The sequence below is a fragment of the Streptomyces sp. NPDC053426 genome (genome assembly GCF_055585405.1).
The window spans coordinates 110,637-124,450 of record NZ_JBVJKE010000013.1 but is presented as its reverse complement, the minus strand read 5'-3'; the positions used below and the strand labels follow the sequence as shown (position 1 = coordinate 124,450).

The following is a 13,814-nucleotide window of genomic DNA, read 5'->3' as shown; positions in this document are numbered from 1 at the left end:
AGCCCTGCGGCCGACCGGCCGAACATGTCGGAGCCTACCTGGACGGGCGCGGCGGAAGGTCACGGTTGGATGAAGACGACCGGAAGCGGAACGCCGCGGAGACACCGGAAGGGATCCCATCCGGCGGCACCCCGCCACGGGCGCACCGTGCCGGCCGCACACGACGAGGCGGCCCGGCTCACGATTCGTGAGCCGGGCCGCCTGATGATCCGGTGGGCGATACTGGGTTCGAACCAGTGACCTCTTCGGTGTGAACGAAGCGCTCTCCCACTGAGCTAATCGCCCGGACGCAGGAAGAACATTACCCCATGTCAGGGGGTGCCCGTGACCAGCGGGGAGCGATACGCCCGCCCCCCGCCGCGCATCACTGCTCCTCGATCTTCCAGGGCATCACGAGACCGAACTTCCACAGGTAGACACCGGCCAGCGCGGCCACGAGCACCAGGCCGACCGAGGTCAGGATGATGTTCCTGCGCCGCACCTTGGGGTCCAGGGCCCGCTGGGCCGCCTCGGTGACCTTGCGCTTGGTCCAGCGCAGCACCAGCTGGGCCCAGACGAACTCGGTCGCCCAGATCGCCATGCCGCCGAAGATCACGACCCAGCCCGGTCCCGGCAGGACCAGCATCGCGGCGCCGGCCGCCACGACCGCGAGGCCGACCACGAAGACGCCGACCTGCCAGCTGAAGTGCAGCGCCCGGCGCGCCTTGACGAACTCCGGTGCGCGCGATCCGAGCGCTCGCTCGTCCCGGTTCTCGCTCTCGTCCACCGTCACCCCGTGGGCCGCCACCGCGGCCTCGCCAGACTTGTTACTCCCCGTGTTCATACATCCAAACACTACCCGAGCCGAACACATCACCGGAATGGCCGCAGGGCGCGAACGATCTCTCGGCCGGAAGAGTTACCTAATCCCACGCAAAACACTCAGAGGGGTTTACAACGGCACCGTAGGTGGCATGTCGATTTGGCCGACGTGCGAATCCCCGAGCGCACACTGAGCGAAAGGCCCTGGCGCTTATGAACACCACGGTCAGCTGCGAGCTGCACCTGCGCCTCGTTGTGTCGAGCGAGTCCTCCCTGCCTGTCCCCGCAGGCCTGCGGTACGACACGGCCGACCCCTACGCCGTGCACGCCACCTTCCACACCGGAGCCGAGGAAACCGTCGAGTGGGTGTTCGCCCGCGACCTCCTGGCCGAGGGACTTCACCGCCCCACGGGCACCGGCGACGTCCGTGTCTGGCCGTCGCGCAGTCACGGTCAGGGCGTCGTCTGCATCGCCCTGAGCTCGCCGGAGGGGGAGGCCCTGCTCGAGGCCCCGGCAAGGGCTCTGGAGTCCTTCCTGAAGCGCACCGACGCCGCCGTGCCGCCCGGCACGGAACACCGGCACTTCGATCTCGACCAGGAGCTCTCGCACATCCTGGCGGAAAGCTAGGCGAGGCTCGCGAAGCCGCCCGGCGCCGTCGACTCGGGGAGACGGCTCGGGCCCGGACAGCCGCATACGGGCAGCCGGACACGGCTCACGCACGACGGCGCCGACACCGCGGGGTTCCGCGGGCGGCGCCGTCGTGCTGTGCGCACGCCGGGCCGGTGCCGGCCGAACGGGTGATCGGGAACGACGGCCGGTCTCCGCGCGTTGCATTCGAAGCCACGTGCGGAGCGGGGAGGTACGGGGCGCGCCGGAGCCACTACCATCGGCCAGCATCGGCGGGCGCCCGCCCGACCCCCAGGCCAGGGAGCGAACTGTGCTGATCACCCACGACACCCGGTGCGCGCTCGACACCGTGGTGGACCTGGTGAACTCCGCGCCGGAGGACGACACGACACCGGAGGGGCTGCCCGACGTCGCGGCTCTCGAGGAGTTCGTACGGCAGCACGAGGTCAGCGAGGTCGGGGTGCTCACGGAGTTCGACCTGGCCGCGGTGCGCAAGATCCGCGGCCGGTTCGCGGCGGTCTTCGCCGCTCCGGACGCCCGCGCGGCCGCCACGCTGATCAACGAGCTGATCGCGGCCGCGGGCACCACGCCCCGGCTCACCGACCACGACGGCTACGACTGGCACGTGCACTACTTCGCGCCCGGCGCCTCCGTGGCCGACCACCTGGCCGCCGACTGCGGGATGGCGCTGGCGTTCTTCGTGGTCGCCGGGGAGCAGGAGCGGCTGCGGCGCTGCGAGGCCCCGGACTGCCGGCACGCCTTCGTCGATCTCTCCCGCAACCGTTCGCGCCGCTACTGCGACAGCCGCACCTGCGGCAACCGTCTGCACGTCGCCGCCTACCGGGCGCGGCGCAAGGAGGCGGCGGGCTGACGCCCACGCGGGTGGAGCGGCTCGATGCCGTGCCGACGCGGTCCCGACGGGTGACGCCGGGTACCGCGGGTACGGCTCACAGCCACAGCAGGTCGTGCAGGGCGGCCATGAGCAGCAGACACCCGATCACCGCCAGGAAGATCATCAGCGGTGGCTGGGAAAGGGCGAAGAGGCATCCGCGCGGCTCGTCCTGCTGCTGCGCGGCATCGCTCTGTGTCGTGTCCAGCATCTCGCGGCGATGATGACGCATCGGGAGCGCCCGACGCGATCAACACTCATGGAGTGAGTGTTGATCGCCGATTCCGCGATCTACGGTTCGGGTTGTGATCACTTCCGGGCGCTCGCGGACCCACTGTGACGTTTCTGCCGGTCGCGCGCGTTCGCCTGTGGCGCGCCACGGTCATATGCCGTGCTTCTTGAGGATGGCCTCGATGTCGCTGAAGTCGTCCTCGCCGCGGGAGGCGGGAGCGGGACGGGCCGCCGGGCGGGATCCCCGCCCCAGGGAGGGCGCGGAGGCCTCGGGTGCCACCGCCTCGGGCTGTGCCGCGGCCCGCGCGGCCTTGCGCTCCTTACGGGTGCCGCCGCGTCGGCGCTCCACGGTGCGGGTGGTCGCGAACAGCGCCCAGGACAGGCCGAGCACCCCGAAGCCGGCCCAGGCCGTCGGGCTGAAGGCGGTGTCGGCCAGCCAGTCGACGACACCCGCCATCACCAGGCCGAGGGGCACGAGCGAGTAGGCGGCGATGCGGGCGGCCGCGAGGAAGCGTTTGCGGTAGGCCGTGACCGCCGCGATGCCCAGGCCTGCCGCGGAGACGGCGGAACAGACGGTCTCGGCAATCATCCGGTCCTCCAGGCAGGTGGGCTCGCTGTGGCGCTTCGTCCCTTCCATCCTGCACCTGTGGGGCCCGGCCGGGCCATGCCCCGGCCGGACATCAGGGACATCTCCGGGTCGGTGATCCTCCGTAGGTGCGAGCACCGGTATGACCGGGGGTGCGGTGACCGGCGTGTTCCTGGCACCCGGCGTCGGCGCTCCCCCGCCAGGGGCTGCTGCCCCCGGACCCCCGCTTCGGCCCTGAACGGACCTCGTCCTCAAACGCCGGACGGGCTGGGACGCGGCCGCCGAACGGGCTGGAGAGACGCACCGGACGGACGAAGGACGGCTCTTCGGACGTCCGATTGGGTGGTCCGGGGGCCGGCTGGGAGACTGTGACCATGAGTGACTCCTCCCCCGCCCGCCCCGCCGCCCCCGTCCTCGACGTCTGGTGCGAGCTGCAGTGTCCGGACTGCCGAAGCGCCCTCGACGACCTCCGTGCCCTGCGGGCCCGCTACGGCGACCGCCTGGAGCTGCGGCTGCGGCACTTCCCGCTGGAGAAGCACAAGCACTCCTTCGCCGCCGCCCAGGCCGCCGAGGAGGCGCTGGAGCAGGGGCGGGGATGGCCGTACGTCGAGGCCGTGCTGGGACGGGTCGAGGAGCTGGACCGCCGAGGAGAGGACTTCCTCGTCGAGATCGCCCGGGAACTCGGCCTGGACGCCGATGAGTTCGACACCGCGCTGATCGACGGACGGCACATCCTGATCGTGGACGCGGACCAGGCCGAGGGCAAGGCGATCGGGGTGACGGGCACCCCGACGTACGTCATCGGCGGTGAGCGCCTGGACGGCGGCAAGAGCCAGGAGGGTCTGCGTGAGCGCGTCGAGGAGATCGCGGACCGGCTGCTGGCCGGGCAGGAGGGCTAGGGGCGCCGTTCGGGCCGGGCCGTAGCCGCCCCGAGGGGGCTAGGGACCGGCCCCCTCCGGGGAAGTGCGTGCCGGGCCCCTCCCCCGGGAAGATCCGAGCGGCACTCCCCGCCCCCGGGGATGCCGCCCACCGTCACAGGAGCGGCTTGTACATCGTGTACTGCGTGGTGCCGTAGCCGAGCGAGTCGTAGAGCCGCTCGGCCGGGGTGTTGCCGGCGAACACGTTGAGGCCGATGGTCCGGTTGCCCGCGGCGGCCGCCTGGGCCTCGGCGAGCAGCATGAGCGCGCGTCCGTGCCCCCGGCCGCGGTGGGCGGCGTCGGCCTCGACGTCGAAGACGTAGGCCCGTTCCCCGCGCACCGACAGCCACAGGGTGCCCACGGGCGTGCCCTCGTGTTCGAGGACGCTGAAGAGCATGTCCTCGGTGGCGTGGCCGTCGGGCAGCAGCGCGGCGTGGTCGTTCGCCGCCTTCGCCCGCGCCTCGGCCTCCGGCACCCCGCGCCGGATCCAGTCCCCCGCGTAGTCCTCCTGGCCCTTGGCCGACCAGGGCCCGAACTCGTCCTCGGTCATGGGCCGGGCCACGCTGCCCTCCGGAAGCGCGGGCGGAATCTCCGCGAGGGCCTTCTCCATGGTCCGGTTGCGCACGACGTAGCCGAGCGCGGTGGCGAGCCCGAGGGCGGCCCGGGCGTCGGCGGGGACCGTCGCCTCGATACGGCGGCACCCCCAGCCGCGCGCCACCTCCTCCGCGGCGAGCGCGGCCACCGTGCCCCGGCCGCGCCGGCGGTCCGGCTCCTCGACGTGCAGGCTCGCGATCCGGGCGACGGCATCGCCGAAGACGGGATGCGTGCCGAGATGGACCGTCCCGACGGGACGGCTGTTCACGCACACCCGGTAGCGGCGCGAACGCGTGCCGTCGGAGTTCTGCTGAAGCGGCTCGGCCGGCCGCAGGGTGGTGGTCATCAAGGGTGTTCTACCCGGTGCCGCGCCCCGGATCAGCCGAATTTCGGGTCCGTCACGGATCGAGGTCGGCCCCGGAGCGCTCGTCGAAGATCCGCATGGCCTTGGCGGTCACCGGGCCGGGGGCGCCGGGCAGTTCACGGTCGTCGACGCGGTGCACGGCCTGGACGTCGCGCAGGGTGGAGGTGAGGAAGATTTCCTCGGCCCGCTCCAGCACGTCCAGCGGCAGCTCGGTCTCCCTGGCACCGGTCCACTCGACGGCGAGGGCGCGGGTGATGCCGGCGAGGCAGCCGGAGGCGAGCGGCGGGGTGTGGAGCTCGCCGTCGAGGACGACGAAGACGTTCGACCCGGTGCCCTCGCAGAGCTGTCCGACGGTGTTGCCGAACAGCGCCTCGGACGCGCCCCGCTCACGGGCGCGGGCGAGGGCGACGACGTTCTCGGCGTACGAGGTGGTCTTCAGGCCGGTGAGCGCGCCGCGTTCGTTGCGGGTCCAGGGGACGGTGACGACGGCGGTGGAGTCGGGGCGGCGGGTGGTCTCCCCGAGGGCGACCACGAGGGTCGGGCCGTGCTCGCCGCGGTCGGAGCCGAGCGGGCCGTGACCGCCGGTGTAGGTGAGGCGCAGCCGGCCGAGCGGCATCGGGTTGGCCTCCAGGACGGCGGCGCAGGCGCGGCGGACCTCGTCGAGGTCGGGGTCGGGCAGCCCGAGCCCGCGGGCCGACCGGGTCAGCCGGTCGAGATGCCGGGTGAGCGCGAACGGCCGGCCGTCCACGGCCTTCACCGTCTCGAAGATGCCGTCGCCCACGGTCAGTCCGTGGTCGAAGACGGAGACACGGGCGGACTCGGTGTCCTGCAGCCCGCCGTCGAGCCAGATCTTCACCTTTGGGTCCCTTCACTCACCTCGTACGTTCCCGACGCTACCGCGAGCAGCCGGGAGGCCTTCAGTTCGGTCTCCCGCCACTCCCCCTCGGGGTCGGAGCCCCAGGTGATACCGGCGCCGGTGCCGAACCGCAGGACGGCGTCGCCGCCCGCGGTCCGGTCGATCCAGAAGGTGCGTATGCCCACGGCGAGCACGCCGGTGCCGCGGTCGGCGTCGACCCAGCCGACGCCGCCGCAGTACGGTCCGCGGGGCGCCGTCTCCAGCGCGTCGATGATCCGCAGCGCGCTGGACTTGGGCGCGCCGGTGACGGAGCCGGGCGGGAAGGCGGCACCGAGCAGCTCGGGCCATCCCGCGCCGTCCCTCAGCTCGCCCCGCACGGTCGACACGAGGTGGACGAGACCCGGGTGCTTCTCGACGGCGCACAGGTCGGGCACGGTCACCGTGCCGGTGTCGCAGACCTGTCCGATGTCGTTGCGGACCAGGTCGACGATCATCACGTTCTCGGCGTAGTCCTTCTCCAGCAGGTCGTCCTCGGTGCGCCCGGTGCCCTTGATCGGCCCGGAGACGACGGCCCGGCCCTCCCGCCGCAGGAACAGCTCCGGCGACGCGGTGGCGATCTCCACCCCGTGGCCGGGCAGACGAATCGTTCCGGCGTACGGGGCCGGGTTGCCCCGGGCGAGCAGGGCGGTGAGGGCGTCCACGTCGGCGCCGGACGGCGCGGGCGCCGACAGGACGCGGCAGAGGTTCGCCTGGTAGACCTCGCCGGCGGCTATGTGGTCGCGGATACGGCGTACGGCCGTCGTGTACGCGCCCCGGTCGAGCGAGGACGTCCAGTCGCCGGCCGCCGGCCCCCGCCAGGCCCCCGGTACGGGGGCGGGGACCCGCTGCTCCCGGACCTCCCGGAAGCGGGCGCAGGTCAGGCGGCCCTCGAAGTCGGCGGCGACGGCCCAGAACCCCGTGGAATCCAGGGCGGCGGGGTCGTCGGTGACGTCGAGGAGTCCGGTGGCGACGCGGTCGCCGAAGCGGGCGAGAGGTGTCAGGTCCAGCACGCGACGAGTCTATGGCGGGCGCGGTTCCGGTGGCCCGGGTACGTCCGTGAGCGGGCGCAGCGCAGCACGCTGCACAAACGGGTTTTTGTACTGGCCCCGGAATCCGCTAGAGTTCAGTTCGTCGCCGGGAAGCGCAAGCCGACCGAAACGACAGGCGGACGTAGCTCAGTTGGTAGAGCGCAACCTTGCCAAGGTTGAGGTCGCGAGTTCGAGCCTCGTCGTCCGCTCGAAGGAAGAGGGGGCTTCCCGGTCCCCTACACTCCTGGTGGAGTGGCCGAGAGGCGAGGCAACGGCCTGCAAAGCCGTCTACACGGGTTCAAATCCCGTCTCCACCTCCAAGGACGATTAGCTCAGCGGGAGAGCGCTTCCCTGACACGGAAGAGGTCACTGGTTCAATCCCAGTATCGTCCACTCGGATCCCCGGATCCTGGATCTTCGGATCCCCCGCGCGATTAGCTCAGCGGGAGAGCGCTTCCCTGACACGGAAGAGGTCACTGGTTCAATCCCAGTATCGCGCACGCAGTGCCCATGATCCGCTCCATGGAGTGATCGTGGTCCCGAGGACGATTAGCTCAGCGGGAGAGCGCTTCCCTGACACGGAAGAGGTCACTGGTTCAATCCCAGTATCGTCCACACCACCCGAAGCCCCCGGTCCTCCGACCGGGGGCTTCGTCGTGTCTCCGTCAGCTGGAGAAGAGCATGTGCCCGAAGCTCTTGTGGCGGTGGTGACCGTGGTGGCCGCCGTGCGGGGCGCCCCAGGCGGGGGCCGGCGCGGCGGGGTAGGCCTGCGGGGCGGCGGGCGGGGCCGGCGGCGCGGGCTGCGACCACTGGGACTCCAGCCGGGTCAGCGACTCCAGCTCGCCGTAGTCGAGGAAGATGCCCCGGCACCCGCTGCACTGCTCGATCTGGACACCGTTGCGGTTGTAGGTGTGCATCGGGGCACGGCACTTCGGACACTGCATGATCGGTTCAACTCCTAGCCGGTCGTTCCTGCTTCGCGTATCGCCAGGACAGACTCTGTCCGGTTGCGGGTCGGTTGCACCCTACTTCGGGAAACTTCGGCTCAACTCGACGGGCCGGAAGGGCGGACCGGGCCCATGCGCGCACAGGCGTCGACCAGTGACTGCTCCACCTCGTCCAGGGGCCGGCCGGCCGCGACGGCCTTGGTCACGGCGCGGGCGGCGGTCTGGGCCGTGAGGGCGCGGGCCGGGACGTCCAGCGCGGGCCAGGGGTCGCCGTCGGGCGGTACGGCCGGGCCGCCGGCCGTGCGGTAGGCGGTCAGGAAGCGGTGCCACTCGTCGGGGGCGAGCAGTCCGCAGGCGTACCAGGCCGCCGGGCGGGCCAGGTCCCACTCCGGTACGCCGGTGCCGAGGTCGTCGACGTCGATGAGCAGCCAGGGGCCGTTGTGCGCGGGGTGGCGTATGAGCTGGCCGAGGTGGAGGTCGCCGTGGCAGAGGGTGGTGGTGTCCGGCATGGGGGCCTCGCCGCGGGCCCAGGGCGGGAGGGTGGCCCAGGCGTGCAGTACGGGGGCGGTGGCGGGGTGGCGGGGGGCGGCGGTGCGGAGGAGGGCGACGGCGTGGGCGGCCTTGGCGGGGCCTCGCATGGGGGGCACGGCGGTGGGGGCGGGGGTCCGGTGGAGCAGGGCGAGGAGGGTGGCCGCGGCTTCCCAGGGGGCGGCGTCCGGGTCGTCCGGGTCCACGGGAGTGCCGTACGGCCAGTGGGTGACGAGTCGTCCGTGCAGTTCGGTGGGTGTGGGGGTGAGCGGGGGGAGGAGGATGCCGGGAAGCCGGGTGGCCACGGTGAGACGGAGGGCCAGCTCGGCGGGGTCGGCGTCGGGGGCGTGGGCCTTGGCGACGGTGCCGGCGTGGCGTACGACGGTGGCGTCTTCGCGGGCGGCGAGGGTGGCGGTGGCGCAGTGGCAGGTGCGGGGGTTTGCGTGGGCCGTCGCCGTGACGTGGGCTGTCAGGGCGGGGAGGAGGTCCGTGGTCACGGGGTGAGGGTACGGGGCGGTTGCCGGGGCGTGGCCCTGCGCTTGCGGGTGCCCTGGCGTTGGGGTGGGCCGGGGTGTGCGCGGCCCGGGGCCAGGTGGGGTGCCCTGGCGTTGGGGTGGGCCAGGTGTGCGCGGCCCGGGGCGTTACGGGGTGCCCCGTGTCGGTGTGGGCCGGGGGGTGTCCGCGCGGCCCGGCGCTTGCGGGGTGCCGTCGCGCCCACCCGTGCCGCCCCAGCGGCACGATTGCCCGCGGTTACGCCGCCTACGGCGGGGAGGGGGCGGGGCGGGGGTGGCCGCCCGCAGCGGCTGGCGCGTCCGCACCCCGCACCCCCACCAAGGAACGCAGTCGCGCCAGTCCGAGGACGGACACCCCCGACGCGGCCCCGACCCACCCACCCACCATGGGCGCTACCCCAGCCCCCACCGAACCGAAAGCGGCGCCGCAGGCATCCGCATCCCACCCGACCGCCGGAGGCACACCGCAGGCAAAGCAATGCCGGCGCAGCTCCCCAGCTGCGCCGGCATTTTGCCGTCCGCCGCACCCCCGTCCCCACGGGGTTTCATGGGTGGATGTCCCCGCCCGGACCGCTCTTCCGGGCCTGGGGTCGCTGTTCAGCGCCCCAGCATCTCGCCCACGGACGACGCCTGTGTGGCCACTGTCTCCCACCCGTCGAAGACGAGGAGGAGCAGGACCGCCAGAGGAAGGGCCATCAGCGTCGCCACCAGCGGATGGCGACGCCCCTCGCCGCGTTCCCGCGTGCGGATCAGTGTCCGCGGTGCCGTGTACGCCATGGTCCCTCTCCTGGCCGTTTCTGTTGTCGTTGGCAGCGGCGGGCGTCTGACCTCGGGGGACGAGTGCTGCACCCGCCGCTTGACCTCAAATCTAGGCGCCACGCCCTCCCCCGACGTCATGCCCTCGTACCGATTGCCGGGCCTCCCGGAGGATGAGCCCTTCCCCACGGTGTACTCCCCTGGGTGGAGACGGGGTCCTACGCCTCAGGGACATCCCCGAAGGGCCGCCCGCTCTGCCCCGCTTTCTCCGAGCCGTCCTCCCGCGGCACCGGCTGCTCCACCAGCGCGAGCACCCGGTTCGCCATGAATCGGGCGGTCCGCACGACCGTGCCGCTCCGGGTGACTTCGCTCACTTCGACGACCCCCCGCCGCACCGCCGTCTCCACCCGGCGCCCCGCCCTGCTCGCCACCACCTCGTACGTGCGCGTCGTGTCCCCCGCGTCCACGACGATCTCCACGCGGTCACCCTTCATACGATCAATCCCCCTTCGCCGTCGGGTGGTTGGAAGCACCAGCCGCGCGAACCGGGTTTGCCCGCGCGCTCCCTGACCACTCTTCAAGTCTCCCACCCACCACTGACAATCCACCGCTCCGAGAGGGCGCGGCCTCTGCGCACGGGCGGCCGTGGAAACGTAAGCTGTGGCACGTCACAGGACCGGGCAGCGGGGATGAACATGGCGATGATGCGCCTGAGGCGCGAGGACCCGCGCGTCGTCGGCTCTTTCAGGCTCCACCGACGACTCGGCGCGGGCGGAATGGGCGTGGTCTACCTGGGCTCCGACAAGAAGGGGCAGCGGGTCGCGCTGAAGGTCATCCGGCCCGACCTGGCCGAGGACCAGGAGTTCCGCTCCCGGTTCGCGCGCGAGGTCTCGGCGGCCCGCCGCATCCGCGGCGGCTGCACGGCCCGGCTGGTGGCCGCGGACCTCGACGCCGACCGTCCCTGGTTCGCCACCCAGTACGTGCCGGGACCCTCGCTGCACGACAAGGTCGCCGACGAGGGGGCGCTCGGCGCGGCCGACGTCGCCGCCGTCGGCGCGGCCCTCTCCGAGGGGCTGGTCGCCGTGCACGAGGCCGGTGTGGTGCACCGGGACCTCAAGCCGTCCAACATCCTGCTGTCCCCGAAGGGACCGCGGATCATCGACTTCGGCATCGCGTGGGCGACCGGCGCGTCGACGCTCACCCACGTCGGCACGGCGGTCGGCTCGCCCGGCTTCCTCGCCCCGGAGCAGGTGCGCGGCGCGGCCGTCACCCCGGCCACGGACGTGTTCTCGCTGGGCGCCACGCTCGCGTACGCGTCGATGGGCGACTCGCCCTTCGGGCACGGCAGCTCCGAGGTCATGCTGTACCGCGTGGTGCACGAGGAGGCCCAGCTGCACGGCGTCCCGGACGCCTTGGCCCCCCTCGTCCGCGCGTGTCTGGCGAAGGACCCCGAGGAGCGGCCCAGCACGCTCCAGCTGTCGCTGCGGCTCAAGGAGATCGCCGCGCGGGAGGCCCAGGGCCTCGCCGACGTGCGTCCGCCGGCCCCGCGCAGTGCCGAGACGGAGCGGCCCACCGGGCGCCTCGCGGACACCTACCCGGAGCGGGCGCAGCGCCGGCAGGGCGGTCAGGGGACCCCGCCGCCGCGCGGACGCGGCCCCGCGCCCAAGAACAGCGGTTCTTCTCCCGGACGGAACAACCGGAGCGTCCCCCCTTCCCGGAACGGCGGCGCACGCGACAGTTCCCCGCGCGCAGGCGCTCCGTCCCGCAAGGGACCGCGCCCCACGCCGGCCTCCCGGAACACCACCCGGTCCGGTACCGGCACCGGTGCCCGTCGTCCGGGGCCCCGGACGACGGGCACCGGCCTGCGTCCGGCCAATCCCCGGCTGCTCAGGCAGCGGCTGTTCGTGTTCGTCGTCGTGACGCTGGTGGTGGCGCTGGGCATCGCGCTGGTGCAGGGCTGCCAGGGCCCCGGGTAAGGACTCGGTGCCGGGAGGGCCAGGTCCTCCCGGCAGGGCTCGGCACAAGGGCTGCCGGGGATCCGGGCAGGGACCCGGCAGCAGCAGCGGCCCGGCCCGCTACTCCCGCGGGCGCCCCGTGGCCACCGCGTAGAAGGCGACCGCCGCGGCGGCTCCCACGTTGAGGGAGTCGACGCCGTGCGACATCGGGATGCGGACCCATTGGTCAGCGGCGGCCAGGGCCCGGTCGGAGAGGCCGGCCCCTTCCGCGCCCAGCATCAGGGCCACCCGGTCCATCCGGTGCGGCGCCACCTCGTCCAGGGTCCGGGCCTTCTCGCCGGGGGTGAGGGCGAGCAGCTCGAACCCGGCCTCGCGCACCGCCTCCAGCCCCTTGGGCCAGGTGTCCAGACGGGCGTACGGCACGGAGAAGACCGCGCCCATGGAGACCTTGACGCTGCGGCGGTAGAGGGGGTCGGCGCAGTCCGGGGAGAGCAGGACGGCGTCCATGCCGAGGGCCGCCGCGGAGCGGAAGATCGCGCCGATGTTGGTGTGGTCGTTGACCGACTCCATGACGACGACACGGCGGGCGGTCCGCAGCACCTCCGGCGCCGACGGCAGCGGTGCGCGCTGCATGGAGGCGAGCGCGCCGCGGTGCACGTGGTAGCCGGTGACCTGTTCGGCGAGCGCGGGCTCGACGACGTACACCGGGGCGGTGGCCCGGTCGATGACGTCGCGCATGGCGTCGACCCACTTCGCGGACAGCAGCATCGACCGCATGGCGTAGCCCGCTTCCCCGGCGCGCCTGATGACCTTCTCGCCCTCGGCGATGAACAGGCCCTCGGCGGGTTCGCGGCGGCGGCGCAGTTCGACGTCGGTCAGGCCGGTGTAGTCGTGCAGCCGCGGGTCGGCGGGGTCGTCGACGGTGATGGGTTCGGCCATGTCACGCCGTCCCGCGCGGGCCCACGGCGACGACCTCGCCGATGACGATCACGGCCGGCGGCTTGACCTCCTGGGCGACGACCGTCTCGGCGACCGTGGCGAGGGTGGCGTCGACCCGGCGCTGGGCGGCCGTGGTGCCCTCCTGGACGAGGGCGACCGGGGTGTCGGGGGACCTGCCGTGCGCCACCAGGGTCTCGGCGATCCGGCCGATCTTGTCGACGCCCATGAGGACGACGAGGGTGCCGGTCAGCTTCGCCAGGGACGGCCAGTCGACCAGGGAGCGTTCGTCGTCGGGGGCGACATGGCCGCTGACCACGGTGAACTCGTGGGCCACGCCCCGGTGGGTGACGGGGATGCCGGCCGCGCCCGGGACCGAGATGGAGCTGGAGATGCCGGGGACGACGGTGCAGGGGATGCCCGCTTCGGCGAGCGCCTGGAGCTCCTCCATGCCACGGCCGAAGACGTACGGGTCGCCGCCCTTGAGCCGGACCACGGACTTGCCCTGCCTCGCGTGCTCGATCAGCGCGTTGTTGATGGCCTCCTGGGCCATGAAACGGCCGTAGGGGATCTTCGCCGCGTCGATCACCTCGACGTGCGGCGGGAGTTCGGCGAGCAGGTCGCGGGGGCCGAGCCGGTCGGCGATGACGACGTCGGCCTCGGCGAGCAGGCGGCGGCCGCGCACGGTGATCAGGTCCGGGTCGCCGGGGCCGCCGCCGACGAGGGCGACGCCCGGGGTGCGGGTGCGGTGGTGCGGGGCGACGAGGGTGCCGTCGCGCAGGCCCTCGACCACGGCGTCGCGGATGGCGGCGGTGTGGCGGGGGTCGCGACCGCGTGCCTTCGTCGTGAGGACGGCCACGGTGACGCCCTCGCTGGAGCCGGTGGCCGGGGTCCACGCCGTGGCCGCGTCGGCGTCGTCCGAGCGGACGCACCAGACGCGGTGTGCTTCCGCCTCGGCGGAGGCGCGGGTGTTCGCGTCGGTGTCGCTGGTGGCGATGAGGGCGTACCAGGCCTGCGCGAGGTCGCCCTCGGCGTAGGGGCGGCGGTGCCAGGTGATCTCGCCGGCGTCCGCCATGGCCTCCACGGAGGGGGTGGCCTCGGGGGACACGAGGTGGATGTCGGCGCCGGCGGCGATCAGGGCGGGGAGGCGGCGTTGGGCGACCTGGCCGCCGCCGAGGACGACCACGCGGCGGCCGGTGAGGCGGAGGCCTACGGGGTAGGCGGGGTGTTCGGCCATCAGGTGAGGCT

General features: G+C 73.1%; 16 protein-coding genes and 6 tRNA genes. 9 read left to right on the top strand and 13 right to left on the bottom strand.

The window, feature by feature from the left end; genetic code table 11:
* Window positions 1–213: 213 nt before the first annotated feature.
* Together ACZ62B_RS25875 and ACZ62B_RS25870 are read right to left on the bottom strand one after the other, a co-directional pair.
* A tRNA-Val gene (locus ACZ62B_RS25875) sits at window positions 214–285 on the bottom strand.
* 79 nt (window positions 286–364) lie between these two features.
* Window positions 365–823 carry a TIGR02611 family protein gene (locus tag ACZ62B_RS25870; RefSeq protein ID WP_468720412.1) on the bottom strand — a complete coding sequence of 153 codons (459 nt, stop codon included), beginning with the start codon at window positions 821–823 and terminating at the stop codon, window positions 365–367.
* A gap of 191 nt (window positions 824–1,014) precedes the next feature.
* Here ACZ62B_RS25870 and ACZ62B_RS25865 point away from each other — a divergent pair, with 191 nt between their 5' ends.
* Window positions 1,015–1,428: an SsgA family sporulation/cell division regulator gene (locus ACZ62B_RS25865; protein ID WP_004002642.1), complete on the top strand. Its 414-nt coding sequence runs from the start codon at window positions 1,015–1,017 to the stop codon at window positions 1,426–1,428.
* A 310-nt stretch (window positions 1,429–1,738) separates the two neighbouring features.
* Entirely contained in the window at window positions 1,739–2,299 is a 561-nt protein-coding gene (locus ACZ62B_RS25860) for a CGNR zinc finger domain-containing protein (RefSeq protein WP_073933740.1), read from the top strand.
* Window positions 2,300–2,375: 76 nt separating this feature from the next.
* On the opposite strand, the gene ACZ62B_RS25855 is transcribed toward ACZ62B_RS25860, so the two are convergent.
* Together ACZ62B_RS25855 and ACZ62B_RS25850 are read right to left on the bottom strand one after the other, a co-directional pair.
* Window positions 2,376–2,528, bottom strand: coding sequence for a hypothetical protein (locus ACZ62B_RS25855; protein WP_344560596.1), 153 nt, complete (start codon window positions 2,526–2,528; stop codon window positions 2,376–2,378).
* A 171-nt stretch (window positions 2,529–2,699) separates the two neighbouring features.
* Window positions 2,700–3,137 carry a hypothetical protein gene (locus ACZ62B_RS25850; RefSeq protein ID WP_344560723.1) on the bottom strand — a complete coding sequence of 146 codons (438 nt, stop codon included), beginning with the start codon at window positions 3,135–3,137 and terminating at the stop codon, window positions 2,700–2,702.
* A gap of 371 nt (window positions 3,138–3,508) precedes the next feature.
* Between ACZ62B_RS25850 and ACZ62B_RS25845 the strand changes: the two genes are divergently transcribed.
* Window positions 3,509–4,033, top strand: a complete 525-nt coding sequence (locus ACZ62B_RS25845; RefSeq protein WP_344560595.1) for a DsbA family protein — start codon at window positions 3,509–3,511, stop codon at window positions 4,031–4,033.
* 133 nt (window positions 4,034–4,166) lie between these two features.
* Here ACZ62B_RS25845 and ACZ62B_RS25840 read toward each other — a convergent pair whose 3' ends face one another.
* The 3 genes from ACZ62B_RS25840 to ACZ62B_RS25830 are packed head-to-tail and all read right to left on the bottom strand — an operon-like array spanning window position 4,167 to window position 6,914.
* Window positions 4,167–4,991 carry a GNAT family N-acetyltransferase gene (locus tag ACZ62B_RS25840; protein WP_344560594.1) on the bottom strand — a complete coding sequence of 275 codons (825 nt, stop codon included), beginning with the start codon at window positions 4,989–4,991 and terminating at the stop codon, window positions 4,167–4,169.
* A gap of 52 nt (window positions 4,992–5,043) precedes the next feature.
* Window positions 5,044–5,865 (bottom strand): aminotransferase class IV, encoded by an 822-nt coding sequence (locus ACZ62B_RS25835; protein ID WP_469692236.1) that lies wholly within the window; start codon window positions 5,863–5,865, stop codon window positions 5,044–5,046.
* Complete coding sequence (locus ACZ62B_RS25830) at window positions 5,862–6,914, bottom strand: chorismate-binding protein (protein ID WP_468720406.1); 1,053 nt, start codon at window positions 6,912–6,914, stop codon at window positions 5,862–5,864. Before ACZ62B_RS25830 ends, ACZ62B_RS25835 begins: the two co-directional genes overlap by 4 nt.
* Before the next feature lie 154 nt (window positions 6,915–7,068).
* Here ACZ62B_RS25830 and ACZ62B_RS25825 point away from each other — a divergent pair.
* From ACZ62B_RS25825 to ACZ62B_RS25805, 5 genes are all read left to right on the top strand, one after another.
* Window positions 7,069–7,141, top strand: a tRNA-Gly gene (locus ACZ62B_RS25825).
* Window positions 7,142–7,178: 37 nt separating this feature from the next.
* A tRNA-Cys gene (locus tag ACZ62B_RS25820) sits at window positions 7,179–7,252 on the top strand.
* 1 nt (window position 7,253) lies between these two features.
* Window positions 7,254–7,325: transfer RNA gene (locus ACZ62B_RS25815), tRNA-Val, on the top strand.
* Window positions 7,326–7,360: 35 nt separating this feature from the next.
* Window positions 7,361–7,432: transfer RNA gene (locus ACZ62B_RS25810), tRNA-Val, on the top strand.
* Window positions 7,433–7,475: 43 nt separating this feature from the next.
* A tRNA-Val gene (locus ACZ62B_RS25805) sits at window positions 7,476–7,547 on the top strand.
* 50 nt (window positions 7,548–7,597) lie between these two features.
* Here the strand turns inward: ACZ62B_RS25805 and ACZ62B_RS25800 are convergent.
* From ACZ62B_RS25800 to ACZ62B_RS25785, 4 genes are all read right to left on the bottom strand, one after another.
* On the bottom strand, window positions 7,598–7,876 hold the full coding sequence (locus ACZ62B_RS25800) for a TFIIB-type zinc ribbon-containing protein (protein ID WP_073933736.1): 279 nt from the start codon (window positions 7,874–7,876) through the stop codon (window positions 7,598–7,600).
* Between the two features lie 101 nt (window positions 7,877–7,977).
* Window positions 7,978–8,904 (bottom strand): phosphotransferase family protein, encoded by a 927-nt coding sequence (locus tag ACZ62B_RS25795; protein ID WP_469692234.1) that lies wholly within the window; start codon window positions 8,902–8,904, stop codon window positions 7,978–7,980.
* A gap of 612 nt (window positions 8,905–9,516) precedes the next feature.
* Entirely contained in the window at window positions 9,517–9,696 is a 180-nt protein-coding gene (locus tag ACZ62B_RS25790) for a hypothetical protein (protein ID WP_030867596.1), read from the bottom strand.
* A gap of 197 nt (window positions 9,697–9,893) precedes the next feature.
* Entirely contained in the window at window positions 9,894–10,169 is a 276-nt protein-coding gene (locus tag ACZ62B_RS25785) for a hypothetical protein (protein WP_085575811.1), read from the bottom strand.
* 195 nt (window positions 10,170–10,364) lie between these two features.
* On the opposite strand from ACZ62B_RS25785, the gene ACZ62B_RS25780 reads away from it, so the two are divergent.
* Window positions 10,365–11,651, top strand: coding sequence for a serine/threonine-protein kinase (locus ACZ62B_RS25780; RefSeq protein WP_382051467.1), 1,287 nt, complete (start codon window positions 10,365–10,367; stop codon window positions 11,649–11,651).
* A gap of 99 nt (window positions 11,652–11,750) precedes the next feature.
* Here ACZ62B_RS25780 and ACZ62B_RS25775 read toward each other — a convergent pair whose 3' ends face one another.
* Window positions 11,751–12,569, bottom strand: a complete 819-nt coding sequence (locus tag ACZ62B_RS25775) for a TrmH family RNA methyltransferase (protein WP_344560589.1) — start codon at window positions 12,567–12,569, stop codon at window positions 11,751–11,753.
* 1 nt (window position 12,570) lies between these two features.
* Window positions 12,571–13,803, bottom strand: coding sequence for a uroporphyrinogen-III C-methyltransferase (gene cobA / locus ACZ62B_RS25770; RefSeq protein WP_344560588.1), 1,233 nt, complete (start codon window positions 13,801–13,803; stop codon window positions 12,571–12,573).
* Window positions 13,804–13,814: the final 11 nt, after the last annotated feature.

Bases quoted from the DNA above. Each gene is read 5' to 3' on its own strand.
- ACZ62B_RS25780 (WP_382051467.1), top strand. From the start codon at position 10,365: ATGAACATGGCGATGATGCGCCTGAGGCGCGAGGACCCGCGCGTCGTC.
- ACZ62B_RS25790 (WP_030867596.1), bottom strand. From the start codon at position 9,696: ATGGCGTACACGGCACCGCGGACACTGATCCGCACGCGGGAACGCGGC.
- ACZ62B_RS25865 (WP_004002642.1), top strand. From the start codon at position 1,015: ATGAACACCACGGTCAGCTGCGAGCTGCACCTGCGCCTCGTTGTGTCG.
- ACZ62B_RS25840 (WP_344560594.1), bottom strand. From the start codon at position 4,991: ATGACCACCACCCTGCGGCCGGCCGAGCCGCTTCAGCAGAACTCCGAC.
- cobA (WP_344560588.1), bottom strand. From the start codon at position 13,803: ATGGCCGAACACCCCGCCTACCCCGTAGGCCTCCGCCTCACCGGCCGC.
- ACZ62B_RS25775 (WP_344560589.1), bottom strand. From the start codon at position 12,569: ATGGCCGAACCCATCACCGTCGACGACCCCGCCGACCCGCGGCTGCAC.
- ACZ62B_RS25855 (WP_344560596.1), bottom strand. From the start codon at position 2,528: ATGCTGGACACGACACAGAGCGATGCCGCGCAGCAGCAGGACGAGCCG.
- ACZ62B_RS25870 (WP_468720412.1), bottom strand. From the start codon at position 823: ATGAACACGGGGAGTAACAAGTCTGGCGAGGCCGCGGTGGCGGCCCAC.
- ACZ62B_RS25785 (WP_085575811.1), bottom strand. From the start codon at position 10,169: ATGAAGGGTGACCGCGTGGAGATCGTCGTGGACGCGGGGGACACGACG.
- ACZ62B_RS25850 (WP_344560723.1), bottom strand. From the start codon at position 3,137: ATGATTGCCGAGACCGTCTGTTCCGCCGTCTCCGCGGCAGGCCTGGGC.
- ACZ62B_RS25845 (WP_344560595.1), top strand. From the start codon at position 3,509: ATGAGTGACTCCTCCCCCGCCCGCCCCGCCGCCCCCGTCCTCGACGTC.
- ACZ62B_RS25800 (WP_073933736.1), bottom strand. From the start codon at position 7,876: ATGCAGTGTCCGAAGTGCCGTGCCCCGATGCACACCTACAACCGCAAC.